27 protein-coding genes and 1 pseudogene are annotated in these 25,379 nt (G+C 72.6%); 10 read left to right on the forward strand and 18 right to left on the reverse strand.

Annotated elements, in window-relative coordinates; all coding sequences use genetic code 11:
* The 8 genes and pseudogenes from OO60_RS47975 to OO60_RS35035 form a co-directional block, all read right to left on the reverse strand.
* Positions 1-141: pseudogene (locus tag OO60_RS47975) on the reverse strand (Crp/Fnr family transcriptional regulator); the annotation flags it as partial.
* A 13-nt stretch (positions 142-154) separates the two neighbouring features.
* The gene (locus tag OO60_RS35005) at positions 155-1,261 is read right to left on the reverse strand and encodes a family 2 encapsulin nanocompartment cargo protein terpene cyclase (RefSeq protein WP_033262970.1); all 1,107 of its coding nucleotides are present in this window, start codon (positions 1,259-1,261) and stop codon (positions 155-157) included.
* A gap of 10 nt (positions 1,262-1,271) precedes the next feature.
* Positions 1,272-2,123, reverse strand: coding sequence for a geranyl diphosphate 2-C-methyltransferase (locus OO60_RS35010; protein WP_004560971.1), 852 nt, complete (start codon positions 2,121-2,123; stop codon positions 1,272-1,274).
* 284 nt (positions 2,124-2,407) lie between these two features.
* Complete coding sequence (locus tag OO60_RS35015; protein WP_004560972.1) at positions 2,408-3,238, reverse strand: carbohydrate ABC transporter permease; 831 nt, start codon at positions 3,236-3,238, stop codon at positions 2,408-2,410.
* On the reverse strand, positions 3,235-4,140 hold the full coding sequence (locus OO60_RS35020) for a carbohydrate ABC transporter permease (protein WP_004560973.1): 906 nt from the start codon (positions 4,138-4,140) through the stop codon (positions 3,235-3,237). The genes OO60_RS35015 and OO60_RS35020 overlap by 4 nt, the downstream gene beginning before the upstream one ends.
* Entirely contained in the window at positions 4,137-5,471 is a 1,335-nt protein-coding gene (locus tag OO60_RS35025) for an extracellular solute-binding protein (protein WP_004560974.1), read from the reverse strand. Before OO60_RS35025 ends, OO60_RS35020 begins: the two co-directional genes overlap by 4 nt.
* A 61-nt stretch (positions 5,472-5,532) precedes the next feature.
* Complete coding sequence (locus OO60_RS35030) at positions 5,533-6,309, reverse strand: DUF3152 domain-containing protein (RefSeq protein WP_033262971.1); 777 nt, start codon at positions 6,307-6,309, stop codon at positions 5,533-5,535.
* Between the two features lie 634 nt (positions 6,310-6,943).
* Positions 6,944-7,948 carry a polysaccharide deacetylase family protein gene (locus OO60_RS35035; protein WP_033262972.1) on the reverse strand — a complete coding sequence of 335 codons (1,005 nt, stop codon included), beginning with the start codon at positions 7,946-7,948 and terminating at the stop codon, positions 6,944-6,946.
* A 269-nt stretch (positions 7,949-8,217) separates the two neighbouring features.
* Between OO60_RS35035 and OO60_RS35040 the strand changes: the two genes are divergently transcribed.
* On the forward strand, positions 8,218-9,090 hold the full coding sequence (locus OO60_RS35040) for a hypothetical protein (RefSeq protein ID WP_244885626.1): 873 nt from the start codon (positions 8,218-8,220) through the stop codon (positions 9,088-9,090).
* A 150-nt stretch (positions 9,091-9,240) separates the two neighbouring features.
* Here the strand turns inward: OO60_RS35040 and OO60_RS35045 are convergent, their stop codons facing one another.
* On the reverse strand, positions 9,241-9,711 hold the full coding sequence (locus OO60_RS35045; protein ID WP_003073242.1) for a hypothetical protein: 471 nt from the start codon (positions 9,709-9,711) through the stop codon (positions 9,241-9,243).
* 1,125 nt (positions 9,712-10,836) lie between these two features.
* Positions 10,837-11,172: a WGxxGxxG family protein gene (locus OO60_RS35050; protein WP_003073239.1), complete on the reverse strand. Its 336-nt coding sequence runs from the start codon at positions 11,170-11,172 to the stop codon at positions 10,837-10,839.
* A 270-nt stretch (positions 11,173-11,442) separates the two neighbouring features.
* On the opposite strand from OO60_RS35050, the gene OO60_RS35055 reads away from it, so the two are divergent.
* From OO60_RS35055 to OO60_RS35065, 3 genes are all read left to right on the forward strand, one after another.
* Positions 11,443-11,784, forward strand: a complete 342-nt coding sequence (locus tag OO60_RS35055; RefSeq protein WP_033262974.1) for a hypothetical protein — start codon at positions 11,443-11,445, stop codon at positions 11,782-11,784.
* A 306-nt stretch (positions 11,785-12,090) separates the two neighbouring features.
* Positions 12,091-12,465 (forward strand): hypothetical protein, encoded by a 375-nt coding sequence (locus tag OO60_RS35060; protein WP_003073234.1) that lies wholly within the window; start codon positions 12,091-12,093, stop codon positions 12,463-12,465.
* A gap of 324 nt (positions 12,466-12,789) precedes the next feature.
* Positions 12,790-13,143, forward strand: a complete 354-nt coding sequence (locus tag OO60_RS35065; RefSeq protein WP_003073231.1) for a hypothetical protein — start codon at positions 12,790-12,792, stop codon at positions 13,141-13,143.
* A gap of 47 nt (positions 13,144-13,190) precedes the next feature.
* Here OO60_RS35065 and OO60_RS35070 read toward each other — a convergent pair whose 3' ends face one another.
* Complete coding sequence (locus OO60_RS35070; RefSeq protein ID WP_033262975.1) at positions 13,191-14,288, reverse strand: AI-2E family transporter; 1,098 nt, start codon at positions 14,286-14,288, stop codon at positions 13,191-13,193.
* A 129-nt stretch (positions 14,289-14,417) separates the two neighbouring features.
* On the opposite strand from OO60_RS35070, the gene OO60_RS35075 reads away from it, so the two are divergent.
* Both OO60_RS35075 and OO60_RS35080 read left to right on the forward strand, forming a co-directional pair.
* On the forward strand, positions 14,418-15,359 hold the full coding sequence (locus OO60_RS35075; RefSeq protein ID WP_003053890.1) for a glycoside hydrolase family 43 protein: 942 nt from the start codon (positions 14,418-14,420) through the stop codon (positions 15,357-15,359).
* 79 nt (positions 15,360-15,438) lie between these two features.
* On the forward strand, positions 15,439-15,936 hold the full coding sequence (locus OO60_RS35080) for a hypothetical protein (RefSeq protein ID WP_033262976.1): 498 nt from the start codon (positions 15,439-15,441) through the stop codon (positions 15,934-15,936).
* A 256-nt stretch (positions 15,937-16,192) separates the two neighbouring features.
* Here OO60_RS35080 and ligD read toward each other — a convergent pair whose 3' ends face one another.
* Positions 16,193-18,160, reverse strand: coding sequence for a DNA ligase D (gene ligD / locus OO60_RS35085; protein WP_033263021.1), 1,968 nt, complete (start codon positions 18,158-18,160; stop codon positions 16,193-16,195).
* A gap of 102 nt (positions 18,161-18,262) precedes the next feature.
* Positions 18,263-18,820 (reverse strand): TetR/AcrR family transcriptional regulator, encoded by a 558-nt coding sequence (locus OO60_RS35090; RefSeq protein WP_003053882.1) that lies wholly within the window; start codon positions 18,818-18,820, stop codon positions 18,263-18,265.
* A gap of 121 nt (positions 18,821-18,941) precedes the next feature.
* On the opposite strand from OO60_RS35090, the gene OO60_RS35095 reads away from it, so the two are divergent.
* The gene (locus OO60_RS35095; protein WP_003053879.1) at positions 18,942-19,646 is read left to right on the forward strand and encodes an alpha/beta fold hydrolase; all 705 of its coding nucleotides are present in this window, start codon (positions 18,942-18,944) and stop codon (positions 19,644-19,646) included.
* A gap of 1 nt (position 19,647) precedes the next feature.
* Here OO60_RS35095 and OO60_RS35100 read toward each other — a convergent pair whose 3' ends face one another.
* Positions 19,648-20,526 carry an RNA polymerase sigma-70 factor gene (locus OO60_RS35100; protein ID WP_033262977.1) on the reverse strand — a complete coding sequence of 293 codons (879 nt, stop codon included), beginning with the start codon at positions 20,524-20,526 and terminating at the stop codon, positions 19,648-19,650.
* 151 nt (positions 20,527-20,677) lie between these two features.
* On the opposite strand from OO60_RS35100, the gene OO60_RS35105 reads away from it, so the two are divergent.
* On the forward strand, positions 20,678-21,151 hold the full coding sequence (locus tag OO60_RS35105; RefSeq protein WP_003053871.1) for a carboxymuconolactone decarboxylase family protein: 474 nt from the start codon (positions 20,678-20,680) through the stop codon (positions 21,149-21,151).
* 27 nt (positions 21,152-21,178) lie between these two features.
* A complete protein-coding gene (locus OO60_RS35110) occupies positions 21,179-21,796 on the forward strand; it encodes a class I SAM-dependent methyltransferase (protein ID WP_003053867.1) in 618 nt (205 codons plus the stop codon).
* Here the strand turns inward: OO60_RS35110 and OO60_RS35115 are convergent.
* Entirely contained in the window at positions 21,789-22,529 is a 741-nt protein-coding gene (locus tag OO60_RS35115) for an HAD family hydrolase (RefSeq protein WP_003053864.1), read from the reverse strand. The two genes, OO60_RS35110 and OO60_RS35115, sit on opposite strands and share 8 nt — an antisense overlap.
* A 94-nt stretch (positions 22,530-22,623) precedes the next feature.
* Here OO60_RS35115 and OO60_RS35120 point away from each other — a divergent pair, with 94 nt between their 5' ends.
* Positions 22,624-23,364: an ATP-binding protein gene (locus OO60_RS35120; RefSeq protein WP_003053861.1), complete on the forward strand. Its 741-nt coding sequence runs from the start codon at positions 22,624-22,626 to the stop codon at positions 23,362-23,364.
* Positions 23,365-23,399: 35 nt separating this feature from the next.
* On the opposite strand, the gene OO60_RS35125 is transcribed toward OO60_RS35120, so the two are convergent.
* The 3 genes from OO60_RS35125 to couO all read right to left on the reverse strand — a co-directional run bounded on the left by OO60_RS35125 (position 23,400) and on the right by couO (position 25,376).
* The gene (locus OO60_RS35125; RefSeq protein ID WP_003053859.1) at positions 23,400-24,137 is read right to left on the reverse strand and encodes a hypothetical protein; all 738 of its coding nucleotides are present in this window, start codon (positions 24,135-24,137) and stop codon (positions 23,400-23,402) included.
* A gap of 69 nt (positions 24,138-24,206) precedes the next feature.
* Positions 24,207-24,434, reverse strand: a complete 228-nt coding sequence (locus tag OO60_RS35130; protein WP_003053856.1) for a DUF2188 domain-containing protein — start codon at positions 24,432-24,434, stop codon at positions 24,207-24,209.
* Positions 24,435-24,509: 75 nt separating this feature from the next.
* Positions 24,510-25,376: a 4-hydroxyphenyl-beta-ketoacyl-CoA hydrolase gene (couO, locus tag OO60_RS35135; protein ID WP_003053853.1), complete on the reverse strand. Its 867-nt coding sequence runs from the start codon at positions 25,374-25,376 to the stop codon at positions 24,510-24,512.
* Positions 25,377-25,379 lie beyond the last annotated feature (3 nt).

Consider the following 25,379-nt stretch of genomic DNA (forward strand, 5'->3'; position numbering starts at 1 on the left):
GAGCAGCCAGCGGCTGGAGATGCCCTGCATCTGGGGGACGGATTTGGTGGTGGTGGCCAGGGTGCGGGCCGCGGCCCGGCTCAGGCTCGAGGGCGCCTGTTCGTCGGTGTTCAGGGCATCCACCGGATCGGTGACAGTCACAGCGAAACCTCACTCATTGGTAGCGCGGATTGGTGGCGTGCCAGGTGAACCCGCCGCCCATCCAGGACCGGACGCCCACCAGGAACCGCTGCAGCTCCGGTGACGGCACCGCCATCAGGTCCCGGTGTCCGTCCTCGAACTCGTGGACGATCCGGTTGTGCAGCTCGACGGTCGCCTCGACCGCCTCTTCGACCGGGCAGCCGCGGTCGGCGGCGATCTGCAGGACCATGTTGCAGACCGGTTTTTCGTCGGCCGCGTCCTTGGCCACCGAATGGAGGTCGTTGACCAGCACCGACGCGGTCCCGGCCCGCATCATCGCCTCGCGCACGCGGGGGTCGTAGTAGAACGGCGCGGCCAGTTCGTAGCCGCCGACGGCGTCGACCAGGGTCATCGACGTGTAGAAGCTGTCGTGCTGGCGCGCCGCCAGGTACTCCCACGCCGGTGGGTAGCGGCCGGTGTGGCGCCAAGCCGCGTAGGCGTCCCAGCTGACGAACATCGAGAAGGTCGCGTAGCAGACCCGCTGCACGAGCACCGGCGAGCCGTGCCGGCCGAGGTGGTCGATCGCCGAGTGCAGCCCGACGAGGATCGGGTCCGACCGCAGGGCCTCTTCGAGGGGCGCCGAGAACTCCCCGGCCGGCGCGACCGGGTCCATGGCCGCCATGACGAGCGCCAGGCGCGGCGGCAGTTCGGTCGGCGCCGCGCCCAGCGTGCTGTCGTCGGCGTAGTAGTCGTCGGCCGCCCACCAGACCGCGTTGAGCTGCGCCGCGACGAGCAGCCGGTCCGGGTCGTCGCAGTCGGCGTGGGCGAGCATCACCAGCCGGCCGAACCCGCCGCCGGCGATCTGCTCCAGGCCCTTGCCGGTGAACCCGCAGCCGGCCGCCCACGCGACCAGCCGCCGGTCCACCTCCGCGGCCAGGCCGTCGTCGACCCGGCCCACGACCGGGCAGTACAACGGCGGCGCGCTGCCGTCACCCCACGGCAGGTAGGCGTACGCCGGGTCCGGCCCGGACGCGGGCGCGAACTGCGTCGCGATCCGCGCCGCCGACGTCCCGAGGCCGAACGGCACCGCCGCCGCCCCGCCGGAAGTCCACTGTGGACAGGTGCTGCGCTCCCCGGTCACCCCGCTCGCCTCAGACGCGATCGGCGGCGATCAGCAGGTAGTGGAAACTGCCCTCGCGGTAGGCGGTCAGGAACGGCTTCTCGACGCCGGTGGCGACCGACGACTGCTCGCGCAGCTCCCAGTAGGGGATCGTCGCCGCGGTCAGGTCGACGACGTTGATCGGCACGAACCCGTTGGCGGCCAGTGCCTTGAAGTAGTCGCCGCGGGCGTGGATGTTGCAGATGTAGTGCTGGTCGATCTGGCTCACCGCGCGCGACCGGCCGCCCGTGACGTCGTTGTAGCACCCGGTGATCGTCACGTACCGGCCGCCCGGTTTGAGCTGCCTCGCGTGCTCGGCGAACAGTTCGTTCAGGTCCACGTACATCGTGCTCTCGTTGTTCCAGATGCCCTGGAACACGCCGGATTCGAACCCGGTGCCGAGCATGTTCTTCAGGTGGTAGCGGACCGAGCCGTCGATCCCGCGCTGCCGCACGTGCTCGTTGGCGAACCCGACCTGCTGCTCCGAGATGGAGATGCCGTCGACCTGGCAGCCGAACCGCAGGTGCGCCATGACGCTCGTGCCGCCGCGGCCGCAGCCGGCGTCGAGCAGCCGGTCCTCCGGCGTGATCGGGCCCAGGTGGTCGAGGAGGACGTCCGCCTGCGCGGTCTCGAGCCGGTGCATCTCGGCGATGATCGCCTCGTCGCGCGTCGCGACCGGGGCCTCGAGCACGGCCGGGTCGTAGTCGCCGAGGCCGTAGTGGTGGTGGTAGAGGCCGTCGACGTCGCCCAGCCGGAGGTTCACCGGATCCTTCTCCGCGTTCCAGTAGTCGGCGACCGACTGCTGGTACGCGGTGCGGGTCACGGGCTTCTCGAGAGCGGTCATCGATTGAACTCCTCGGTCGTTTCCTTGACAGGAAAGGGATCCGATCCCTCATGGGAAACGCTAGTGCCGGGAGTTTCGGGTGGACAAGAAGCTTCACTCCCGCTGCCCGAGTGTGGCCCGTCCGGCCCAGCGGGGCCCGCGCCGGGGTGTGCAGCGGGGTGGGTTCAAGGCCCCGTTCGGGACCGGGGACACCTCGACCGGCTGACGGTTCGCCACCGTCCGTGTCAACCCGCTCTGAGCTGCCCGCGAGCTGACGCCGAAGAGCGTCTCGCCGCGTGCCACGCTCACCGGCCGGGCCTGGCCCCCTCCGTCGTGATCCCGGCGAGGAAGTGCCGTTGCGCCACGAAGAACACGATGAGCAGCGGCACGGTCGTGAGGACGCTCCCGGCCAGCACGATCTCCCACCGCTGCTCGCCGGCCTGGCCGAACTGGTCCGACAGCGCCTTGAGCCCGCGGGGCAGCGTGTAGAGCGCCGGGTCGCGCAGGTAGATCAGCGGCTTGAGCAGGTCCGACCAGCTGGCCTTGAGCTCGAACACGAAACTGACGATCAGCGCCGGGCGGCACAGCGGCACCGCGATGCGCCAGAACAGCGTCCAGTGGCCCGCGCCGTCGACGCGCGCGGCTTCGAACACCTCGCGCGGCAGGCCGAGGAAGAACTGGCGCAGCAGGAAGATGTAGAACGCGCTGCCGAACAGGTTCCCGGCCCACAGCGGGACCTGGGTGTGCGCCAGGCCGACGCTGTTCCAGATCAGGTACACCGGGATCATCGTCACCGCGGCCGGCAGCATCATCGTGGCCAGCACCAGGCCGAAGAGCGCGTTGCGGCCGGGGAAGCGGAAGTACGCGAAGCCGAACGCCACCAGCGAACTGGTCAGCGTCACGGCGACCGCCGCCGCGAGCGACACCACCACGCTGTTGACCAGCCAGGCCGCGACCGGCGCCGCCCGCCAGATCTCGGCGTAGTTGTCCCACGCCCAGGTGCGGGGGATCAGCAGGTTGTCGAAGACCTGCGCGCGCGGCTTCACCGACGCGCTCAGCAGCCAGACGAACGGGTACAGGAACAGCACGGTCGCCGCGGCGACCGCGCCCCACCGCAAGACGCGGCGGGCGGTCACCGGTCACCGCCTTCGTAGTGGATGAACCGGCGGCTCAGCCGCACCTGCACCAGCGTGATCGCCAGTATCACGACGAACAGCAGCCACGCCATCGCCGAGGCGTAGCCGAGGTGCAGGAACTCGAACGCCTGCTGGAAGAGGTAGATCAGGTAGAACAGGGCGGCGTCGTTGCTGTAGGTCGCCGCCGCCGCGGAGCCGTAGAACGCGGTGTAGGCCTCGTCGAACGACTGCAGCGCCGCGATCGTCTGGACGATCAGGGTGAAGAACAGGGCCCCGCTGATCATCGGCACGGTGATCCGCCGGAACCGCTGCCACGCCGACGCGCCGTCGAGCTCGGCGGCCTCGTACAGCTCCCGCGGCACGCCGCGCAGCGCGGCCAGGTAGATCACCACCGTGCTGCCCACCGACCACAGGTGCATGAGCACCAGCCCCGGCTTCACCCACGGCCCGTCGGTGCTCCACTGCGGCCCGTCGATCCCGACCAGCCCCAGCGCGGCGTTGACCAGCCCGGCCTGGCCGTTGAACAGGATCAGGAACAGCACGCCGACGGCGACCTTCGGGGTGATCTCGGGCAGGTAGAACACCGTGCGGAAGAACCCGGCCGACCGGCGGCCCGCGCGCGTGAGCAGCGCCGCCAGCGCCAGCGAGACGGCCATCGTGGCGGGCACCGACAGGACGGTGTAGACGAGCGTGTTGACCAGGCTCGTGCGCACGGCCGGGTCTTCGACGAGGTGCCGGTAGTTGGCCCAGCCGACGGCGCCGGGCGGGCGCAGCGCGTCGTAGTCGGTGAAGGAGAGCACCAGGCTGGCGACCATCGGGACCGCCATGAAGATCACGAACCCGATCATCCACGGCGACAGGAACGCATACGCGGCCCAGGTTTCCCGCGTGCGCCGCCTCACCGGCGGGCCACCGCGGCGTCGAGCGCCCGCTGGGCCTCCTGCTGGGCCTGCCGCAGCGCCTCGGCGGGCTGCTGTTCGCCGGACAGGACCCGGTTGACGGCGTTCTGCCACGCCGTCTTGAACTCCGATCCGGCCGGGGACGCGGGCATGGTGAAGGCGCTGTCCTGGGCCTTGAGGACCGTCCGGACGGCGGCGTCGAACGCCGGCCGGTCCCGCAGCTGCCCGAGACTGCCGAAGATTTCCTGGTCCGCGACGCGGTTTCCGGTGTAGACGCCGGTGAACGCCTTGCCGGTGGCCTGGCGTTTCCCGGCGCGGGCCTTCGCGGCGGCGACCCACGTCGGTGCGTCGGTCATCGTCTTGATCCAGGCGCAGGCCTGGTCCTTGTGGGTGCTGCCGGCGGGGATCACCCACGCGCTGCCGGTGACCCAGTCGATCGGGGCGCCGGCGCCGTCGGTGAACGGCGCCGCGGACACCCGCACGTCGGGCGAGTAGTCGGCGAGGACGTTGAGGTACCAGTCGTCCATCAGGGTGGCCGCGAGCTGTCCCTGCCGGAACGGGTTCTTCTCACCGAAGAAGTCGAACGAGTCGCGGAACGCCTTCACCGCACCCCAGCCGCCCTGGGCGTCGATCAGGGACTTGGCGTACGTCAGGGCGTCGGCCAGCCGGGGGTCGTCGAGGTGGGCGGTGCGGCCGTCGTCGCTGAGCATCCGGACACCGTTGGCCCTGGCCCACAGCGGGAGGAACTCCGGGATCTTCGGGTCGAAGCCGATCCGCGACAGGGTGCCGTTCGTGCGGGTGGTCAGCTTCTGCGCGGCCGCGGACAGCTTCGCCCGGTCGGCGGGGGCGAGGTCCTGCGGTGTGAGCCCGGCCGCCGCGACGGCGTCGTCGTTCACCAGCAGGACCCGGTTGTCGTAGAACTCCGGAATTCCGTAGACCGTGCCGTCGAGGGTGGTTTCCCGCAGGGCGGCGGGCCGGTACTGGCCGACGTCGATGTGCTGGTTCGCGATGCAGCCGGTGAGGGGTTCGAGGGTGCCGCGGGCGGCGTAGGTGCCGAGCAGCTGCCGGTCGAGGTAGACGAGGTCCGGCGGGGTGTGCGAGGCGACGGCGGCGAGGAACTGCTGGGCGTCGAAGGCGCCGCCGCCGACCTTCACCGTGGCCGGCGCGATCGCTTTGCCCGCCAGGTCGGCCCGGGTGGTGGCGATCTCGTCGCCGAGCCCGAACCCCATCGTCGTCAGGGTGGCCGCCCCGCCGGTGTCACCGCCGCTGCCGACCCCGCCGCACCCGGCGAGCAGCACGACCACGCCCGCACCGGCCAGAAGTTTCCGCACCATCGCGCACCCCTCCCAGAGGGGCGGCGGTTACCCACCCGGCGAGCGGTCCAAACCAGTGGGGTCAGTGCGGGTCGGTGACCCAGGGGTTGGCCCGGCAGACGGCACCGTCGGGCCGGACGTTCGCGGCGGCCCCGGGTTCGGCGCGGTTGAGGTTCGCGAGGTAGGTGTTGGAGAGCCCGAAGGTCTGCTGCATCATCACCGGCGCCGGCGCACCGGGGGCGGGGCAGCCGACGTGGCCGAGGCCGAGGGCGTGGCCCATCTCGTGGTTGACGGCGTAGGCGCGGTAGCCGGCGAGGTCGCCGTCGTAGGAGTGGGCGCCGCGGAGCCACCGGGCGAGGTTGAGGACGATCCGGTGGTCGCGGGTGAGCCGGCACGAGGAGTCGAAGGGGATGGTGAAGCCGCAGAGGTCGGGACGCCGGGCGGTGCCGGGACTGGTGAGGCTGATCCGGACGGCGGGCTCGGCACCGGGATCGGCGAGCCGCCGGAAGGTGACTTCGCCGAGCCCGGTCCAGCCACGGGGATCGGCGAGGATGGCGTCGACGTCGTCGGCGAAGGAAGGAACGTCGACACCGTCCTCGACTTCGACGGTGTAGGTGAGGACCCGGTCCCCGGTCCCGATGTCGCGGCCCGGCCCGGGAATGACGTGCCAGGTACCGGCGCCGGACTCGGTGACGGGAACCCCGTCGGGCAGGGCGGCCGGTTCGGGCGGAGGAGCGGGGTGCGCGGCGGGAACCGGGGTGACGGCCTGCGCGGAGGCGACCCCGGAGACCCGCCGCGGTTCGGCAGCCCGCGGCGTGAGGAGCAGGGCGAGAGCGAGGGCAACGGCGAACACGAGCACGGCGGGCGGCCACCAGGCGGACGGCGCCGGCGCGGGCGGCGGAGCGGAAGCGGGGATGACGAGGGGGGAGGGGGCGGCGGGCCGCGGGACGCGCGGAGCGGGCGGGCCGACGGAGATGGCGGGTGCGATGAGCAGGCTCTTCCTTGGGACGTGGGTGGATTCCGGTTCTGGTGCCTCGGGTTCGGCGGGAGCCGGTGCTTCCGGGGCGGCCGGGCTGGCCGATGGTGGTGCCGGTGCGGCGACTTCGGCGGAGATCCGCGGGGCGCGCGCGGATGCCGGAGTGGGAGGTGCCGCGGCCAGATCCGCCGGGCCGGGCCAAGCCGGGGCGGCCGCGGTAGCTGACTCCGGCGCCGGTTCGGCGGGGGTGATGGAGGCGGGGGTTGCGAGAATCGCCGGAGCGTCGGCATCGGCTGGTGCGGTGGATGCGGGTGCCGCGAGAATCGTCTGCGCTACCGGCGTTTCGGCCACCGCAGCCGAAGTCAACCCCGCCGCAACCGGATCACCCGCGGGCGTCGGCTGCTTCTGCGCCGGAATCCGCGGGATCCGCGGCGACCGGGGTGCCGCCGTCGCGCGGGCGGCCTGGCTGCGGCGGCGGGGCTGGGGCAGCCAGTCCACGCGGGCCGCCGGGGTCGGGTCAGTAGGCAAGGGCCACGCTCGCACACGCCGGCGCCGGCGCGCCCTCGGACCGGGGGTAGGACACCGTCGACGGGTCTCCGTCCGACGTGTACCGGTGGCCGCTCGGGGCCGCCAGCTCGTCGAGCCAGTGCGTCGAGCCGTACTCCGCTTCGCGGCCTTCGGACTGCGAACGGATCCGCGGGATCGCGCCGGCGTCGAACGACGAAGCACACGGTGACGGCGCCGGCCCGGCACCCACCAGCAGCACCCCGGCGTACGCGTAGCCGGGCCCGCGCTGCGCCAGCTCTTCGCGGCGCGGGTGCATCCCGAACGGCAACGCCAGCGTGGCCGGCTGGTAGCCCGGGATCGCCTGGCGGATCAGCGCATCTCCCTCCGTGATGGCCGTGGTCGCCTCGCTCTCCGTCGCCTTGTGGAGGTTCGTGTGCCGGCGCGTGTGGTTGCCGATCTCGAACCCGTGCTCGGCCAGCCACCGCAGCGTCCGGCCGTCGCCCGGGTCGGCGAACGGGTGCTCGTTGACGTACAGGCTCGCCACCGGGCGGAACCGCGGGTGCGCCGCCGCGACGTCCAGCAGGATGCGGATCGCCGTGCCCGGGGCCGGCTGGCCCTGCGGGGTCAGGCTGAACGTGCTCGGGTCGCCGTCGTCGAAGGTCAGGACCACCGGGTGCGCGCCGGCCGGCAGGTCGAGCCGGCGGGCGGCCAGGTCGGCGGCCGTGATCGGCACGTAGTTCTCGGCGGCGAGCCGCTCGAGCTCCGCGGTGAAGTCGGCGGGCGTGCGGTCGTACACCGAACGCGGCTGCGCGGCGAGGCGGTGGTACATCAGGACCGGCACGCGGCCGAGCTCGTCGGCGCCGACCTGCCGGGCCACGGCGGGCGTGACCCGGACCGGGGCCGCGGACGGCGCCGGCCGCGACGGAGCGGGCGCCGGGGCCGGCGCCGGGCCGCCACAGGCCGCCACGGCGAGGAGCGCGGTGAACCCGGTACCGAACCGGAAAAGGCAACGCATGCGGGAAGTGTGCTGCCGGCCCGGAGCGGGTGCGGGCCGGGCCACCGGGTCGGGTGAGCGCGGAATTGCCGTGCCCCGCCCGGAAAACCGCGTTTCCGCAGGCCGGGACGCCGAGCGCGGAACCGGCGCGAGCACGATGCGGTGATCGGCGCGAAACGGGTTTGGTCAAGATCGCGATCGGGTATTTCCCCGCGATGGTCCCGAAAAAGGCGGTTGCCGCCGAACGAACCTTCGATCGACGTCTGGTCCTCACCGCCGCACTCGCGGGCTTGGCCACGAGCGCGTGCGGCGCGCTGCAGCGGGGGCAGCCGCTCGCGGTGCCGGCACCCGCGGCCGCGGCCGCCGCGGCTCCACCGCCGCCACCGCCCCCGAACCCGCTCGAAACGAGCCTGCTCGTCGGCTACTGCGGAGCGCCGGGCGCCAAAGCCCTCGGCCGCATGACCGGCGACCTCGCGGAGGCGAGCCGCGGCCTGCGCCGGCAGATCGAGGCGTTCCCGGCGGGCCGCCCGATCACCCCGGTCGTCGAGCTGATCGCGACCACCGTGCACCGCTCGCCCGGCGCGGACGGCATGTACCGCAGCCGCTGCGACGAAGGGACGGTGCGCGACTACCTCGACGCCGCGCGGGCGCTGAAAGGCCTGCTGCTGCTGAACATCCAGCCCGGCCGCGCCGACTTCCTGCCCGAGGTCAAGGCCTACGAGCGCTGGCTGACCGAGCCCGACGTCGGGGTCGCGCTCGATCCCGAGTGGGCCGTGGAGCCGGGCGTGGTACCGGGGAAGAAGTTCGGCCGCACGACCGGCGCCGAACTCGACGACGTCGCCCGCTACCTCGGGGCCCTGGCGGACGCGCACCGCCTGCCCGCCAAGGTGATGGTCTACCACCAGGTCGCGGCGTCCGTGGTGCGCGACGAGCAGCTGCTGCACGCCCACCACGGGGTGTCAGTGGTCAAGGTCGTCGACGGCATCGGGTCGGCCACCGCCAAGAAGGCGACGTGGAAGACGCTGATGACGACGATGCCCGGCCACGTCCGGCCGGGGTTCAAGCTGTTCTTCGAGGAGGACACCCGCCGCGGCGCGGCCCTGATGAGCCCGGCGGACGTCATGGCGCTGAACCCGGCCCCCGCCTACGTCGTCTACGAATGATCCCCGGCAGACCAAAGCCCGGTGCGGTCCGCCGCACCGGGCTTCTTCTTGTTCCGCAGGGTTTCGTCGGCCACGGGCGACGAAAGCCCGGCGCGGGAGGGGAACCGCGCCGGGCCGTCGCCGGCTTGTCCGTCCGGGGGTCCGGCCGGCTCAGCCGACCGGGACGGGCAGCCCGCCGAGAAGGTCGTTCACCAGCGCGGAAAGGCTGATCAGCACGCGCTGCAGCAGCGCGTTGAGCAGGGCCGACACCGGCGGCAGCGACTGCCGGGAGTGCAGCTGGGCGGCGAGGTCGTCGACGCCCTTGCGCGCCTTCGCGGTTTCCTGCTGCGCGGTGGCGGCGCTGTCCTTGGCCGCGGCCTGGATGGTGTACCGGTTGCCCTGAGCCAGATCGGAGAGCAGCGGGTCCAGCCGGGAGAGGGTGGCCTGCGTGCCGGGCACGTCCCCGCGGTCCGCCCGCGCCGCCAGCTGGTCGCGCAGGCCCTGGACCTCGGCCGCTGCGCTGGTGGTGCTCGACGATCCGGTTCCGCCGGGCCCGCCCGCGGTCGCCACACCCACCCCCGCCAGCGTCACCGCGGCGGCGGTGACGAACACCGTGAGCGCTCGGGTCAGTGCACTTTTCATGTCGTACTCCTCCGGATTGTGCGTTGCCGACTGCGATCATCGTGAGCGCCGATCCGCGATAGCGCGAGCGGATGTCCGGGGGCCGGCGGCAACGACCGATTTCGCACGGTGTACGGCCCCGCGACGGCACCGGAACAAACATCAAGTTCGCGTGAAGCACGTCGGAAGCCGTTTTGCGCTTTAACTACGGTCTGTAATACCATCACTCGTGCGTGTCGGCAGGTTACGATATTCGGCTGAATCGGCCCGATTTTCTTCACCTCGGGTGCGACTGGCGCCGGATCCGGGTGACAACGCGGTTTCACCCGTTCGTGAGGTTTAGGGAAAGAAAGAATGGGTAATCAGGCGCGTTTGCCGTGCGCACGAAAAGACACCCTTAAGAAGGGTACGACGAAAAAACACTTCTGGCACGCCGAGTCACTCGCTAATCTGGGTGGCGGTCGCGGGCCGGTTTTCCGGTCGTCCACGCGGCCGCCTCGGTGCCGAGACCTGACAACTGGGCGCCAATCGGAGAAGCAGGAAACGCAGAACGTCCCGACGCCGTCGGCGCCGGGACGTTCTGCGCGAAGAGAAGAGAGAAGGGGGATCCGCGGTGCGGGGCACCAGGGGTACTCGGCCACCCGGCGGAGACCGGGCGCGGGGTACCGGTGACGCCCAGCCGATCGGCGGGCTCCGCCACGGGGCGAGTGGATGCCGGGTGCGGAGTGCTGGTGGCGCTCGGGTGCTTGGTGGGTTGCGCAATGGGCCGAGTGGGTGGCGGCCGTGGGTTGCTGGCGGTGCTCAGATGCCTGGTGGCTTCCGCCGCGGAGCGGGCTTCCGCTGGCCGTCGGTTGCTGCTGGTGCTCGGGTGCGTGGCGGGTTCTGCATTGGGCCGTATGGCGGGCCGCCGTGGGTGGCTGCTGGTGCTCGGGCGCTTGGCGGGTTCTGTTGCGAGCCGGGTGGATGCCGGGTGTGTGGCGGGTTCCGCACTGGGCCGTATGGGTGGCGGCCCCGCTCTACCCCCGTAACCCAGCCACCCAGCGGGTTCCGCCAAGCCGGTGGCTGCCGGGCGCGAAGCGCCACTGACGCCCGGGCGCCCGGCGACCCCCGCCGCGAGCCGGGCACCTGCCGGCCGCGGGGTATCCCTCAGGCGCCCGGCGGGTTCCGTCGCGGGCCGGCGGGCGGGTACGTGTTGGCCGGCGGCTCCGCTGCTGCCGCCGGGTATCCCGCCATCGCTCCCGGTTTGGGGCCTCGCCTGACCAGGCCCGCCAGGCCCAGCAGGCCGACCAAGCCCAGCAAACCCCACAACCCGTTGTCGTCGTTGTCGTCCTTTGCCGTGTCGTGCGCGTTGCCGTCGTCGGTCTGCGCGTGCCATGCCGGGGCCGCGAACTCCGGGGCCGCCGATGCCGGCAACGCGCCGGTCAGGGCGATGGCCGCGGCCGTGACGGCTCCGCAGAGCAGTTTCCGTGCCGTGTGCGTCATCTCGGTTCTTCCTTCCGTGCCGAGGTTCCTTCCCCGGCGGCGTACCCCCGCCGCCTCCGTTCATTCCCGCTGTCACGGGAACGAGCGAAGCCGCCGGGACCCGGTTCCGGCCGCTTTCCCCGCGTTTGTAAGATGGTTCCCGGTTCAAGACCGAGCCGGGCAGGGACGCGTTGTGCGTGTACGTCCGCCACCGGCCGTCCTTCCCCTTCTCAAGCGCAGCAGTGCATCCGAGCCGGGCCATTCCGTCCACTGCCGTGGACCGGGGGAGTAATGAACACTGATCTCGTCGTCGCGCCGCTCGGCGCGACCTTCACACCACGCCTCATCTGCACCACCGGCGACCGCCTGATCCACCCGGCGGACGGCCGCAACGACCTCGCCAGGATCGTCGTGCGCTGGGCCCGTGCCTGGGTCCCCGAAACCTGGCCCGCGCGCCAGTACTTCGCCGCGCTGGGTATCGGTGACGAGGAAAACCCCTGCTACGGCGACGAAGCCGTCGTCGGCTGGCACCTGCTGCAGCCGCGGCCGGACTCGCTCGCGTGGCGGGTGCGGTCGGGCGAGATCGACGTGACCACCGCGCTCACCGCCGAAGCCGAGGCCTGGCCCGAATAGCACGCCCTCCCGAGGAGCTCTGCGCCGCCACCACCGTGGTGACGCAGGGCTCTTTCGCGTGCCCGCGTTCTCCCTTGCCCCGCAAGCGATTCCGGCGGACGATGGTGGGAAGGCGTTGGCCGGCCGGAAAACCCGGTTAACCCGATCGGACCACCCTTTGCGCGGTCAGAGGCTCGCGGTACCCACACGATGGTGGCACGGAGTGGAAACGGCGCGCGGGCCTCAGTACGTTTCCACCACGCAGGACGGACAACACACTTTTACCGCCGTCCTGATTCTCCGAAATCGTTCACCGAGGAGCAATCCATGCTGAAGAAGATGGGCTTCGTCGCGGTCACCGCGGCGGCCGGCGCGTTCCTGGCCGGCGGGGTCGCCGCGGCCGGCACCCCGGAGGGGCACGAGCACCACCACCACGGTCACCACTACGGCGACTACGACCAGATCGGTCAGGTCGGCCTGGTCAACCTGAACAACACCGACGTGCTCCACAACGTCAACGGCACGCTCGGCGTGTGCGGCAACGACATCAACGTGCTCGGCGTCCAGGTGCCGCTGCACGACGTCGCCAACGGCATCGGCGTGCCGATCCTGTCGCCGGGCGCGCACGCGGCCGAGGGCGAGTCCCCGTACAACTGCGCTTCGGGCGGCCTCGCCGACGGCGGCACCGACCAGGGTCACTGAAAAATCTCCGTGCCGGAGCCGCCCGCTGTGTGTGCGGATGCCGGCTCCGGCACGGAGCCGGCGGGTTGCGCCGCCGCCGCGCCGCGTGCCCGGAACTCGGAGCGAGCTGCACACTCCGGTTCCGCGTCCCGGGCACGCCGCGACGCCGGACGACGCCGGCCCGGGTGGGACCGGCCGCGACGCTGGAGAAGTGTGCCGGTCCCACCCGGCGTGCCCGCACCCTAACCGACTTCACCGGGCCCGGCGAACCGAAGCCGGGCCCGGTTCCCTTCCCCCGATCCCCTGCCGGACGGTCCGGCGGGTTTCCATAAGGAGTTCTCTCCCGTGATCAAGCAGTTCGGCTTCGTCGCCACCGCCCTCGCCGCCGGGATGGCGGTGCTCGGCGGATCCGCGTCCGCGACCACCGTCAGCGTCGCGGGCCACCCGGTCGACTCCACCGACCAGTTCGGCCTGATCGGCAACGTGCAGAACCTCGACGCGGTGCACAACCTGAACCTCGTCGGCGGGGTCTGCGACAACGACATCAACGTGCTCGGCGTGCAGGTGCCGCTGCACGACGTCGCCAACGGCATCGGCGTGCCGGTGCTCTCCCCGGGCGAGCACGCGGCCGAGGGCGAGTCCCCGTACAACTGCGCCGCCGGTGAGATCGCCGACGGCGGGACCGCCCAGGGCAACTGACCGATCGCGGTCCGGACCGCCGTGCGGGATTCCCGCGCGGCGGTTTTTCACGTCCGGTCGAGCCGGTGCACGGCCACTTCGCGCACGACGAGCAGCACCGCGGCCGCGACCGGGACCGCGACGAACGCGCCGACCACGCCGAGCAGGGCGAACCCGAGGAGCACCGCGACCACGGTGACCAGCGCGGGGATCCGGACGGCGCGGCCGACGACCTTCGGCAGCAGCACGTAGTCCTCCAGCAGCCGGTAGGCGACGAAGAAGCCCACCGTCGCGAGCCCGGCCGGCACCGACACCGTGAACGCGACGAGGCTGGTGCCGGCCCCGGCCGCCACCGAACCCGCGACGGGGACGAGGTCGAGCACGGCGACGAGCACGGCCAGCACGAGCGAGTAGGGCACGCCGAACACCTGGAGCCAGGCGAACGTCAACGCTCCGGCGACCAGCGACACCACGACGTTGCCGACGAGGTACGCGCCCACCTTCCGGAAGACCGCGTCGCCGATCAGGATCACCCGCGGCCGCCGGGACCGCGGGGCCAGCCGGTACAGCGCCGTGCGGATCCGCGGGAAGTCGGCGACGAAGTACGTGGCGAGCACGACGACGATCGCCGCGTCGGCGAGCAGCCCGGCCAGCGACCTCGCCACGTCCGACGGGCGGACCGACCGGACGGCGGCTTCGAGCCCGAAGGTTTCGTTGGCCTGGCCGAGCAGGGTGGTGTGGTCGCGCAGCAGGGCCAGGTAGCGCGGAACGCCGTCCTGCAGCTGCGTCGCCTGGTCGGCCAGCGGCACGGCGGCCGCGGCGAGCGCCCCGCCGAGCACGGCCACCCCGGTCACGACGACGACGGCGGTGGCGAGCGCGCGCGGCATCCGGCGCGCGAGCCGGGCCGTCACCGGCTCGAGGCCGACCGCGAGGAAGAACGCGACACCGATCAGCAGCAGCGCGTCGGAGGCGGCGAGCACGACCTCGACGACGGCGACGGTGACGACCACCCCGGCCGCCGCGAGCATGCCGGTGAAGAACGGCGACCGGCGGTCGAGCGGTTTCCCGGGTGCGCCAAGGGGTTCCGCCTGCTGGGCGGCCGCTCCCTCGGCCTCGCCGATCGGGTGCCCGGCGCGGTACGCCCCGCGTCCGCTCGTTGCGTGCATGCGACGGCGGCTACCCCCGCCCGGCCCGCGCGAATCCACCCGATCCGGGCGCGCGGGCAAGTCCACGCTTCCCGGTGACGGCGGCCGCCTGCCGTTGCCGGAAGCGTTGGGGTGTCAAGAGAATCGCGTATGCGTCTCAAGGGTTTCCCGCTCGCCCTGGTCCTGGCCGTCACCGCCGCGTTCGCGGTGGCCCCGGAAGCCGCGGCGATCAGCGCGCCGCGGCTGCTGATCAACCAGGACTTCCCCGATCCGGACGTCCTCAAGACCGCCTGGGGCTACTTCGCGTTCTCGACGGGCACCGGCGCGACGCGGATCCCCTTCGCGACGGCGCCGGCACCGGAAGGGCCGTGGCGGGTCGCCGGGGACGCGCTCGGGGCGGTACCGGTGTGGGCGAAGCCGGACGGTGGGTTCTGGGCACCGGATGTCACGCAGCTGGCGGACGGCACGTTCGTGCTGTACTTCGCGGCCGCGCAGCAGACCGGCGGCGAGATGTGCCTCGGCGCCGCGACGGCGGCGAAGGCGGCGGGCCCGTACACGCCGGCGGGCGACCGGCCGCTGGTGTGCGCGCCCGAGGACCACGGCGACATCGACCCGCAGACGTTCGTCGACACCGACGGCTCCCGCCACCTGCTCTACAAGAGCGACGGCGCGGCGACCGGACCGCCGGCGGCGATCTGGACGCAGCGGCTGCAGGCCGACGGCCGCACGCTCACCGGCCCGCGCACCGAGCTGCTCCGGGCCGACCTCACGGCGGAGAAGGCCGTCGTAGAGGCGCCTTCGGTGGTGAAAACGGCGTCCCGCTACCTGCTGTTCTATTCCGCGGACACGTTCCAGAGCACGGGCTACCACACGAGTTACGCGTCGGCGCCGGCGTTGGCGGGCCCGTTCGTGAAGGCCGACGCCCCGGTCCTGTCGACCGGCCTCCTCGGCGGCAAGGTGGACGCCCCGGGCGGCGCCGACGTGGTGGACGGCCACATCTACTTCCACGGCTGGCTGGGCGGCGGCCGCACCGCGCGGGGCCTGTACGAGCTGCCGATCTCGGTGGCCGGCGACGTGCCGAAGCTGGGCTGAGCGTGTCACTCATACGGGTAGCGCTCCGGTTGGCCGGCGCGGGGCCGGATATCCGGGAGCGAGGGAACGGAGGAGAGCGATGACGGTGTGGTGGGGTTTGGCGGGCCTGCTCGGCCTGCTGGGGTGCTGCGGTCTGGTCCGCGGCCACCGAGCGAACGGCGCGATCGACGACGACCCCCTGGCCCGCTACCCGGCGGCCCGCGAACCGGCGACCCCGAACGCGGACGCGGCCCACACACCGCTGATGACCCCGGCGATCACCCCGGACATGCTGGCGGCCCGGCAGCATGCGGAGCCACGGCGGGAGGGAGCGGTGCCCGGGGCGGGGAGGATGGCGGGGGAGATCCCGGCTCCGCGGCCGGTGGAGGAAAGGCCGCCGGTGCGGGAGGAGGTTGCGGCACCGCAAGGTCAGGCGGAACACTATGCGCCGGGCCCGCGGGTCGTGACGGAGATGCCTGTGCCGCAGGGCGGTCCGCATCCGGCGGCGGAGGCCGCGGTCGACGGAGATGCCTGTGCCGCAGGGCGGTCCGCACTCAGCGGCGGTGCCGACGAGCGCCGCGGGGATCGGTGTCGATGAGCGGGTTTCCGCGGTGGCGCAAGAACCCGCGGAAGTGCCGAGCCCGCAGCCGCAGACCGCGGGTGGTTCCCAGCCGAAGCATGCGCTCGGACCGGATGAAGAGCCGGAGATCCCGCAGGCGCGGTCCGGCCCCGAACCTCGGCCGACCGCCGACCAACCGGAGCCGCAACCCCAGAAAACCCTTGCCCCGCAAGCAAAAACCCCGGTCGGCCCGTTCCTGCGCGGGCTCGCCAAGCTCTTCCGGCGTCCCTGACCCTCAGCCCGGCAGCGCCACCACCTCGGTGACCCCGGCCAGCAGGTCGCCGTGGTCGTCGATGCGGTCGAGGACCTCGTCCGCCGTGAACGTCAAGTGGGTCACGTGGCGGCACGCGCGGACCTCCTCCCACGTCACCGGGGTCGATGCCGTCGGGTGGTCGCGGCCGCGCAACGAATACGGGGCCACCGTGGTCTTCGCCGGGTTGTTCTGGCTCCAGTCGATGAACACCCGGCCCGTCCGCTGGGCCTTCGCCATCACCGCCGTCACCGACTCCGGTGTCTCGCGCGCCAGGCGCTGGGCGAGCCGCTTCGCGTACGCCGACGGTGCCGCCGGGTCGTCCGTGCGGATGCCGCAGTACAGCTGCATCCCCTTCGAGCCCGACGTTTTCGCGTACGGCCGCAGCCCGTCCGCCACCAGCACGTCGTGCAGGCGCTCGGCCACCCGGCAGCAGTCGACGATCGTCGTGCCCGGGCCCGGGTCGAGGTCGAACACCAGGCGGTCCGGGGGGCGGCGGGCGCCCGACTCCACCGTCCACTGGGGTACGTGCAGCTCGAGCGCCGCCATGTTCGCCGCCCACACCAGGCCCGGCAGGTCGTCGAGGAGCGGGTAGTCGATCGTGCCGCCGCTGCCGGCCAGCCGGACCGTGCGCAGCCAGTCCGGGGCGCCCTTCGGGACGTTCTTCTCGAACCACTTCTGGCCGTCGACGCCGTTGGGGTAGCGGATGAACGTCACCGGCCTCCCCGCGAGGTGCGGCAGCAGCACCGCCGCGACCCGCGAGTAGTAGTTGATCACCTCGCCCTTGGTGAACCCGGCCGCCGGGTACAGCACCTTGTCCAAATTGGACAGGGTGAGCCGCCGGTTCCCCGCCTGGACGGTGATTCGCTGCCCCGAAGGCTCGGGAGGCGGCGGCGCCGGCGCGGGCTCGGCCGGCCCCGCGCGCGGGGCCAGCACCTCCGCCGGGTCCTTGTCCTGGCGCAGGCCGCGCCAGGCGGTGTGGCGGACGCGGCCGCCGCGGGTGAACTGGCGGTAGACGATCTCGCCCACCAGCCGCGGCTCGACCCAGTGCGCGCGGCCGGTGTCCTCCCGCGGCGGCGGCGTCGCGAACGGCGGCGTGCGCCGCTCGATGGCCTGCAGCTGCTTCATCAGGTCGGCGCGGCCGGCCTGGCTGAACCCGGTGCCGACGTCGCCGAGGTAGACCAGGTCGCCGCTGCCGGGGTCGTGGGCGCCGAGCAGCAGCCCGCCGAGGGTGCCGGTGAAGCTGCGCTGGCCCGGCCGCCAGCCGCAGACGATCACCTCCTGCGTCCGGATCAGCGGGTGCTTCAGCCACGAATCCGGGCGCTGGCCCGGGAAGTAGGCCGACGAACGCAGTTTCGCGACGACGCCCTCGTACCCGGCGGCCCCGGCGTGCGCGAGGAAGTCCGCGGGCGTGCGGCGGTCGGCCGCCAGTTCGTCGAAGGTGACCGCGCGGACCACCGAAATGCGGTACGGATCGGGCATCGGCAGTTCCGCCAGCAGCCGGCGGCGCTCGTCGTAGGGCAGGGCCAGCAGGCTGCGGTCACCCAGCCGGAGCAGGTCGAAGGCCAGGAACCGGACCGGGACGTCGGTGAACTCGAGCCCCTTCGGCCCGCTCTGGTGCCGCACCCAGCGGCCGCGGCGCTCCTGCATCCGCTCGAAGTCGATCCGGCCGTCGTCGCCGTAGACGACGACCTCGCCGTCCAGGTAGGCGGCTTGCCCGTCCAGTGCGGGGGCGAGCACGCCGGCGAGGTCGGCGAACTCCGCGGTGAAGTCGATGTTGTTGCGGCTGGTCAGCACGGTGGTGCCGTCCGGCGCGATCCGCATGGCCGCGCGGTAGCCGTCCAGCTTGTACTCGTAGGCCCACTCCGGGCCGCTGCGCAGCCGTCCGCCGTCGGCCTTGGCGAGCATCGGCTCCAGCCAGGCCGGAACGCGCGATGCCTCGTCTGCCGCCATGTCGACCTCCGTCACCTTGCGCGATCAAGGTAACTCGTTCGGCCTAGCTTTGCTGGGTTTTCGCAGGTGAACGCCGCTTGAACGCGTGTTCGGCCCGCCTTTTCAGGCCGGCAGGAGGTCGTCGACGGCGCGGCGGAGGGTCGCGCGCACCTTCTCGGGATCGTCGAGTTCGCCGCCGTGGAGGGCGCCGTCGCGCAGCAGGACGAGCACGCGCGCCGCGTGGTCGGGCTCGGGGTGGCCGAGTGCCGCGGCCTGCTCGCGGAGGACGCCGAAGAACCACTGCCGGTGGTCCTCGATCACCTGGCGCACCTGGTGCCCGGCGTCGGGGTATTCGGCGGCGGCGTTGAGGAACTGGCAGCCGCGGAAGTCTTCGCCGCGTGTCGCGTCGCCGACCACCGCCATGGCGTCGACCAGGCCTTCGCGCGGGGGCTTGCCCACCCGCGCCGCGTCGACGGCCACGCGGATCCGGCGGCTCGTCTCGGCGAGGTAGGCCGCGACCAGGTCGTCCTTGGTCGGGTAGTGGCGGTAGAAGGTCGCCCGGGTCACGGCCGCCTCGGAAACCAGGCGTTCCACGCCGACGGCGTGGATGCCCTCGGCGTAGAAGAGCCGGGTGGCGGTCGCGAGCAGCCGGTCCTTCGGGTGCGGCTCGGCAGTCGTCATCCCGTCAGCATAGAGAAAGACCGATCGTTCTGCTAGAGGGTGTTCGTCACGTTGCCACGGCGGTCCGGGCGGGCCAGAGTAGTCGACAGAAAGACCGATCGTTCTCGCTAAGGAGCCAGCCATGAGCAAGCCCACCATCGTCCTGGTCCACGGCGCCTTCGCCGACTCGTCGAGCTGGACCGGCGTCGTCGCGAAGCTGCAGGAGCAGGGCTATCCGGTCAAGGCGGTGGCGAACCCGCTGCGCGGCGTCGAGTCCGACGCGGCCTACGTGAAGGACGTCGTCGACGGCGTCGAGGGCCCGGTCGTCCTGGCCGGCCACTCCTACGGCGGCGCCCTGATCACCCGCGCGGCCACCGACACGCCGAACGTCCGTGCCCTGGTCTACATCGCCGCCTTCCAGCCCGACGCGGGGGAGAGCGTGTTCGAGCTGTCCGGCCGCTACCCCGGTGCCAAGCTCGGCCCGGAGACCACGAACGTCCTCGTGCACGACGGCGAGCCCGAGCTGTCGATCAAGCCGGAAGACTTCGCCGAGGTCTTCGCCGCCGACGTCCCCGCGGCCACCGCGGCGGTCCTGGCGGTGACCCAGCGGCCGGTCGCGCAGCAGGCGCTGGCCGCGCCGTTCGAGGGCACCCCCGCGTGGACCAAGCTCCCGTCGTGGACGCTGGTCGCGAACCAGGACAACGCCATCCCGGCCGCGGCGCAGGAGTTCATGGCCGAGCGCGCGTCGTCGACGGTCCGCCGGATCGACGCCTCGCACGCGGTCGCGGTGTCCCAGCCGGACGTCGTCGCCGAGGTGATCCTCGCCGCGGCCGCAACCGCCGAGTGAGTCAGCGGCTGAGGGCGGTGGTTTCGGCCAGGCGTGACAGCTTTTCCGGGTTGCGCACGGCGTAGAGGCCGGTGACGAGGCCGTCGTCGACGCGGACCGCCACCACGGTGTCGATCTCGCCGTCGCGCCGCAGGAGCAGCGCCGGGTAGCCGTTGACCTGGGCCGCTTCGAGGGTGCCGCCGGCGAGGTTGCCCAGGCCGGCGGCCAGCAGGCGGGCCACGTCGGCGGCTCCGGAGACCGGTGACAGCGTCGCCTGCACGACGCCGCCGCCGTCGCCGAGGAACACGACGTCCGGCGCCAGGACGTCGAGCAGGTCCCGCAGGTCGCCCGTCTCGACGGCGCGCCGGAACGCTTCGAGCGCGTCCCGGGTCGCGGCCGCCGAGACGGTCCCGCGCGGCCGGCGCGCGGCGACGTGGGAGCGGGCGCGGTGCGCGATCTGGCGCACCGCGGCCGGGCTCTTGCCGACGGCTTCGGCGATCTCGCCGTAGTCCAGCGCGAACACCTCGCGCAGCACGAACACCGCCCGCTCGGCCGGCCCGAGCGTCTCCAGCACCAGCAGCATCGCCATCGACACGCTGTCGGCGAGCTCGACGTCCTCGGCGACGTCGGGTGCGGTCAGCAGCGGCTCGGGCAGCCACGGCCCGACGTAGGACTCCTTGCGCCTGCCGAGCGCTCGCAGCCGCATCAGCGCCTGGCGGGTGGTGATCCGGACGAGGTAGGCACGCTGGTCCCGCACCGCGGCGAGGTCCACGTCCACCCACCGCAGCCACGTCTCCTGCAGGACGTCTTCGGCGTCGGCGGCCGAGCCGAGCAGCTGGTAGGCGACGGTGAACAGCAGGTTGCGGCAGCCGAGGAAGGCTTCGGTGGCGGGGTCGGCCATGGGGGCTCCTCTTCGTTTCCGGGTCCGCCCACCAGATGCCGGGCGCCGCCGCGGTGTGACAGTGATCGTCGTCACCCGCCGGGCCTGTCACGCGGCGGGGGCCGCCGGCATCTCGTGGCCGTCCGGATCGACCACGAGTGAGGACCACCCCATGGAATCCCGGTTCACCCTGACCGACAACGAAATCGGCGCCCGGTTCGCCAAGCGGTTCGGCACCGCCAGCCTGGCCGTCATCCAGTCGCCGCTGGAGAAGGTCACCCAGGAGCTGGTGTCGCTGCGCGTCAGCCAGATCAACGGCTGCGGCTGGTGCGTCGACATCCACACCAAGGAGCTCGCGGCCGCCGGCGAGCCCGCCGTGCGGATCCACCTGGTCGCGGCCTGGCGCGAAGCCACGGTGTTCACCGAAGCCGAGCAGGCGGCGCTCGCACTGGCGGAGGAGGGCACCCGGATCGCCGACGCGGCCCCCGGCGTCTCCGACGAGACGTGGGCCCGGGTCCGCAAGCACTACGACGACGACCGGATCGCCGCCCTGGTCGCGCTGGTCGCGCAGATGAACGCGGCCAACCGGCTCGCGGTGATCGTGCACCAGAAGGGCGGCGCCTACGAGCCCGGCATGTTCGGCTGAGCCGCCGGTTCGTGCTTCGCTGAGGGCATGACGAAGGCGGAGCGGTGGCGTCGGTACTGGGACCGCAAGTCCCCGGCCTACGACGAGGAGATGGGCGTCTGGGACCGCCGCCTCTTCGGCGACTCGCGCGAGTGGGCCTGCGGGCAGGCCACGGGCGAGGTGCTGGAGGTGGCGGTCGGGACCGGGCTGAACCTGCCCTGCTACCCGGACGGGGTGACGCTCACCGGCCTCGACCTCAGCGAAGGGATGCTCGCCATCGCCCGTGACCGGGCCCGCGGGCTCGGCCGCGAGGTGACCCTCCGTCAGGGCAACGCCGAGGAGCTGCCGTTCCCCGACGCCTCCTTCGACACCGTGCTGTGCACGTTCGGCCTCTGCGCGATCCCCGGCCACGCGGCGGCGGTCCGGGAGATGGTCCGGGTGCTGCGCCCGGGCGGCCGGCTGATCCTGGTCGACCACGTCGCCTCGACGTCGCGGGTGGTGCGCGGCATGCAGTGGCTGGTCGAGCTGGGGAGCGTGCCGCTGGCGGGCGAGCATTTCCGGCGGCGGCCGTCGCAGCTGGTGGAGGGGCTGGGGCTGCCGGTGGAGCGGCGGGACCGGTTCAAGCTCGGCCTGGTGGAGCGGCTGGTGGCCCGCAAGGTCAGCTGATCAGCACGCTGTCGTGCAGCCCGGCCAGCAGGGCCGCGGCGTCGTCGTAGGTCGCAACCGCGCCGGCGTCGGTGAGCTCGGCCGCGCCGACGCCGCCGGAAAGCACCGAGACCGTGCGGACGCCGGCCTTCGTGGCGGCGTGGACGTCCCAGACCGCGTCGCCGACGAAGATCGTCTCCTCGGGCGAGGTCCCGGCCTTGTCGAGGGCGGCGAACACCGGCTCCGGGTCGGGCTTCGTCGCGTCGACGTCGGCGCCGGAGACGATCCCGGCGACCACGTCGTCGACGTCGAGGACCTTGCGCAGCACGTCGAGCTCGTCCGGCCCCGCCGACGTCGCCAGCACCACGCGGATGCCGCGCCCGGCCAGCTCGCGGACCAGGTCCTGGGCGCGGTCGAACGGGCGCAGCAGGTCCGCGGTCTCCAGGTAGAAGCGGCTGTGCAGCTCCTTCGCGCGGTCGCCGACGCGGCCGGCGTCCTCGTCGCCGAGCAGGGTGCTCAGCAGCTTGCCGGAGCCCTTGCCGATCGCGCGGTGCACCCGCCAGGAGTCGACGTTCCGGCCGAGCTCGTGGAACGCCCGGCGCCAGGCGTGGACGTGGAGGTAGTTGGAGTCGACGAGCGTGCCGTCGACGTCGAACAGGACCGCGGTGGCGATGGCCGGCTCCTCGGGTCGGTGCGGTTCTCCGCGCGGGTGGCGGGAGGACGAACGAGTACCCCGGCCGGGAGGGAAGTACACCTGGTGTGGTCCGGCTCGGGCCGGGGAAGTGCCGTGTTTGACGGGTTCGGCAGGGGTTACCCGATCGGCTGATCCGCGGAGGAGGTGGTCGCCGGTGCTCGCGCGGCACAACTCGGTGTGGCTGGTGCCCCGGCAGGGTGCGCTCGCGAAGGTGGCCGTGGTCGGCGTGCTCGACCGGGCGACGTACCCGCAGCTGCGGGACCGGCTGCTGGAGTTCGCGGTGGATTCCGAGAACGGGGTGCTCGTCGACATCGAACGCCTGGAGCTGCGCGAGCCCGCGCTGACCCGGGTGTTCAGCCTGGTCGCCCTGCGGATCGGGGACTGGCCGGCGGTCCCGTTCGCCCTCGTCACCGGCCGGCCGGACCAGCGGGCGGTGCTCGCCGCCGGTGCGGTGGACCGCCGCGTGCCGGTGTACGCCGACGCCGACGCCGGCACCGCGGAAGCGGCGCTGACCCGGCCGGCCCGCCGCCGGGCCGGCCGGCTGCTCGACCGGTCGGCGCGCGCTTCGGCACTGGCGCGCGCCTTCGTCCGGGACGTCTGCGCGGAGTGGATGGTGCCCGAACTGGCCGAGGACGCCCAGCTCGTCGCGACCGAGTTCGTCGAGAACACGCTGCGGCACACCGATTCCGAGCCCCGGCTGCGGCTCGAGCTGCGCCGGGGGATGCTGGCCGTCGCGGTGTCGGACACCGGGCCGCGGGCCGCAGTGCTGCGGGAACGCCCCGACCCGGTGGGAGCGGGCCTGGGCCTGCGGCTGGTCACGAAGGTGGCGAAGACCTGGGGCTGCAGCCGGCGCTCCGGCGGCAAGACCGTGTGGGCCGTGCTGGCCCGCCGGTGAGCCCCGGCACGGCAGGCCGTGCCGGGGCGCGGTGATCAGGAACCGGGGCCGGAGTAGATCTCCGCGGCCGGCGGCTCGGAGACGGTGGTCGGCTTGTTCCAGTCGCTGAACTCCATCGCGCCGCTCTTCGGGTCCTGCATGCGCAGCAGGTAGTGCGGTTCGGTGGCGGCCACGGTGGCGGTGCCGTCCGGGCTCGTGAAGCTCAGCGCCGGCGCGCCGGCCAGCGTGGTGGGCTCGCCGCCGGTGAAGGTCGACTTCTCCAGTTCGCCGAGGGTGCCCTGGGTGAACGACTTGTAGTCCAGGAACACCTTGAAGGCGTCGGCGATGCCCGCGCCGACCTTGGCCGTGGACGCGACCCACTTGCCGGTGAGCTGCTTGGCGGCCGCCGCCGGGACGCCGGCCTGCTTCACCAGCGAGTCGGTGAACTTGAACCAGTACTTGTCGCCGATGCGCAGGACCGGGATCTCCAGCCCGTCCTTGACCACCGTGCCGCCGGCGCTGTCCGGGTTGAGCTGCAGGTCCAGGTTCACGTTGCTGCCGTCCTGGGCCATCGTGCCCTTGACGTGCACGGCCGACGCCTGCTTGGCGGCGTCGGCGACAGCCGGGCCCACCTTGGCGGCGTCGAGGGCCGGGGCCGCCGGCGCGCTCGGGGACGGCGCGGCGGACGACGAAGAGGCGGCGGCCGGCGCCGGCGTGCTCGGGGTGCCGGAGCAGCCGGAGACGAGGGCGAGGGATCCGGCCGCGAGGAGCGCGGCCAGGCGGAGGCGAGGCATGGGTAGTCCGTTCGTGAGGGCCGGGGCGTCCCCGGGCACGAACGGGCTATCGTCCGAACGGGTGATTCGTTACAGAGAGCCGTCGACCCGACGGCGCGGCCGGAAGTCGCGCTCGGTCTCGACCTCGCCCTGCGCGGTGTGGACGACGTGCCCGACCCGGCGCTTGCGCGCGATCTGCCGCCCGGCCAGCACGGCGTCGATGCGGCGCAGGGAGGTGTTGGATGCCCGCACGCCGCCTTCGACCCGGTTCTTCCACAGTCCGTCTTCGAAGTAGGTGTGCACGTCACCCTCCGCCACGACGCCGCCTCCGATCGCGAGTCTCGCCAGCGACCCGGTTGCCCCGGGAGGTAGCGGACAAACGTGGCCGGGGCGTCAGGACAGCCCGAGTACTCCGATCGCGTTGTCCTTCAGGATCAGCGGCCGCACCTCGTCCTTGATCTCCAGCTCGGCGAAGTCGGCGAGCCAGCGGTCCGGGGTGATCACCGGGAAGTCGGAGCCGAACAGCACCTTCCGCTTCAGCAGCGTGTTGGCCGCGCGCACCAGCTGCGGCGGGAAGTACTTCGGCGACCAGCCGGACAGGTCGATGAAGACGTTCGCCTTGTGCGTCGCCACCGAGATCGCCTCGTCCTGCCACGGCACCGACGGGTGCGCCAGGATCACCGTCAGCTCCGGGAAGTCGGCGGCGACGTCGTCCAGCAGCATCGGGTTCGAATAGCGCAGCTTGATGCCGTGCCCGCCCGGCAGGCCGGCGCCGATGCCGGTCTGCCCGGTGTGGAACAGGGCGGGCACGCCCAGCTCGGCGATCGCCTCGTAGAGCGGGTAGTACCGGACGTCGTTGGGCTCGAACGCCTGCAGGCTCGGGTGGAACTTGAACCCGCGCACGCCGTGCTCGCCCACCAGCCGCCGCGCGCGCAGCACCGCGGCCTTGCCGGCGTGCGGGTCGACCGAACCGAACGGGATGAGCACGTCGGCGTGCTCGGCGGCCGCGTCGGCGATCTCTTCGCTCGACAGCGCCGGATGCCCGGTCGCGGCCGGCGCCTCGACGGTGAAGACGACCGCGGCCATGTTCCGCGCGCGGTAGTGCTCGGCGATCGCGGCCACCGTCGGCGTGCGGTCCTGGCCGGCGCGGAAGTACTTCTCGGACGCGTCCAGTAGTTCCTGGTCGAGGGCGAAACAGCCGTGACCGTCCTGTTCGACGTGGGTGTGCACGTCGATGGCGGTCAGCGAGGAAAGGTCCACGAG

The sequence above is a fragment of the Amycolatopsis vancoresmycina genome (assembly GCF_000716785.1).
Classification (GTDB): Bacteria; Actinomycetota; Actinomycetes; order Mycobacteriales; family Pseudonocardiaceae; genus Amycolatopsis; species Amycolatopsis vancoresmycina.